Genomic DNA, 2,472 nt, shown 5'->3' on the forward strand with positions numbered 1-2,472 from the left:
GCGTGCGGCTCACGCCGGCCGGCGAGGCGCTGGTGGGCCATGCCGAACGCATCCTGGCCGTGCTGGGCGAAGCCCGCTCCGAAATGGCGCAGCTGCGCCGCGAGATCGCCGGCGAACTGCGCGTCGCGGCTTTCCCGACCATCGCGTCGGCCGTGCTGCCCGAAACCATCAAGGCGTTGCGCGCGGCCTTTCCGCGGCTGGACGTGGTGCTGGAAGAGATGGAACCGCTGGACGGGCTGGCGGCGCTCGGCGCCTGGCGCACCGACGTGGCGCTGATCGACGACCTGGCGGCGCCGCTCGCGGGCCAGGGCGACGACAAGCTGGAGCTGGTGCCGCTGGCGCAAGACCAGCTCTATGCGCTGCTGCCACAGGCGCACGCGCTGGCAGGCAAGCGCTCGCTCGCCATGGGCGAGCTGCGTGGCGAAGCCTGGGCCATGGACTCCACGGCCAGTGCCTTCGGCGATGTCGTCATCGGCCTGTGCCGCCGCGCCGGGTACGAGCCGCGCGTGAACGCGCGCTGCACCGGCTTCGAGATGGTGGCGGCGATGGTCGCCGCGGGCTGTTCGGTGTCGGTCGTGCCGGGCCTGCGGCTGCTGCGGCCCAGCCCCGGCTTGCAGGCGGTGCGGCTGCGCCCTGGCGTCCGGCGGCAGATTTCAGCGGCCTACCGGCGCGGCGAACGCGACCATCCTGCGGTGGCGGCGTTCGTGCGGGAACTCGTGCGCACAACCACGCAGCTGCTCGGCAAGAAAGCGGCGTAGCGACTGCGCGTCGCGATTTCTACTGAAGCAGCCGTTCCGGATTGGCGTCCAGCTTGGCCAGCGCGTCGCGCGTGGCGCGCACCGTGAGCGCTTCCTCTTCGTTCGGCACCAGCAGGCCGGCCTGCAAATAGGCCGCCAGCCGGCGCAGCTGCACCAGGTAGCTGCGGCCGTCGGGCGATGCCAGCAGGTGCAGTTGGCGCCGGTCGCTGCGCCAGGCGTACTGCACCTGCGTGGTCTGGCCGTTGTGGTCCAACGTGAGCCAGGTGCCCACCTGCAGTTCCTGCGCCCAGGCCAGCATGGCGGCGCCAGGCTGCGAGCCGCCGTCGCCCAGCACCTCGATCAGGGTCGCGTCGATGCCCAGCATGAGTTCGATGCTGTCCTTGTCCAGCGGCAGGTCGGTGGTGGCGTCGTCGCTGACGAAATCCTCCAGGTTGGCCAGACGCTTGGCCATGTCCTCGATCAGCGCCGGCGAGATCGCCTCGGTCTTGGACAGGAAGGCGTCGGCCAGCGTGTCGCCGATGATCTTGATGTGCACCTCCTGCGCGCCCGTCTGCAGGCCCAGCAGGGCCATGCCCTGGCGCAGCCGCTGCAGCAGTTGCGGCAGGTCGTTGATGACGCGGGCGCGGTCGTTGCGGTTGGGCTTGGCGCTGGCCGCCCACACCAGGTCGGCGGCGGATTTCTTCAGCGCGATGGTTTCGACGTGCTGCGGCCCGTGCTTGATGGCGGCGACGGCCAGCGCCTCGGCCCAGATCTTGAACAGGAACTCGCGGATCTCGTCGCGCACCGGCATGTCGGCCAGCATCTTGCGCAGCTCGATGGTGTACTGGATCGCCATCGTCTCCTTCTGCTCGACCTGCTGCGCCACGCTCACCAGTTTCTGCGCGGGGCCGGTTTCGGTCAGGAAGCGCGACAGGAATTTCTGGAACTCGTCGTACACCAGCTGGAACACGCGCCGGCCGGTTTCCGGGTACTGCTCGATCACCTGCACCACCCGCTTGATCTCGACTTCCAGCGCGCTGCCGGAAATGGTGACCGAATCGAAGCCCAGCACGCACGAGCCCATGCGGTCGATCAGCTGGCGCGCCGGATGCTCCAGCGAGCCGAAGAATTCGGGTTCGGCGATGGCCACGCGCAGCACCGGCATCTGCAGGCGCGCGAACCACACCCGCACCGCGGGCGGAATGCGCTCTTCCGACAGGATGCTCTGGAACATCAGCGCCACGATCTCGATGGTGGCCTTCTCGGTCGAGGTAGCGGCCTTGCGCTTGAGCTCGCCGGTGCGCTGGCGCAGGTCCTGCGCGACCTGGTGGACGTCCTCGTTGTCGTACGCCATCACGTCGGACGGGGAGGCCTGGCCCTGTGCCCGGGTTTGGACCTGCGTCTGCACCTGCGTCGCGTGCAGCGCCATCGCATCGGCCAGGTCGGGCGACGGCCGGGTCACATGCTGCGGGTCGAACCCGGCCACCTTGTCGCTCAGCAGCCGCTTGAGCTGCCCGAGCACGCCGCTGGCGCGCGCGCGGGCCCGCGCCAGCGGCGTGGTGGACGTCATCATGCGGGTTTCGTCGGCAACCTGGCCGGCATAGCCGCCAGCGCCCGGGCCGGTCATTGCTGCGCCGGCGCCCATGCCGGTGGCGCCACCCATGCCGCCGCCCGCAGGGCCGCCGCCACCCCAGCCGGCCGGCGGCTGGCTGCTGGCGAATCCGCCGGGGCCGCT

The 2,472-nt window shown here is 70.5% G+C and carries 2 protein-coding genes; one reads left to right on the forward strand and one right to left on the reverse strand.

Annotated features, from left to right (window positions below):
• Positions 1–758: LysR substrate-binding domain-containing protein (locus H0U68_RS12990; protein WP_296356219.1), on the forward strand; the 758-nt coding region annotated here is incomplete at its 5' end.
• A 19-nt stretch (positions 759–777) separates the two neighbouring features.
• Here the strand turns inward: H0U68_RS12990 and H0U68_RS12995 are convergent.
• Positions 778–2,472: DUF1631 family protein (locus H0U68_RS12995; protein ID WP_296356221.1), on the reverse strand; the 1,695-nt coding region annotated here is incomplete at its 5' end.

Origin of the sequence: Ramlibacter sp., from assembly GCF_013697775.1 — a bacterium.
GTDB lineage: Bacteria > Pseudomonadota > Gammaproteobacteria > Burkholderiales > Burkholderiaceae_C > Ramlibacter.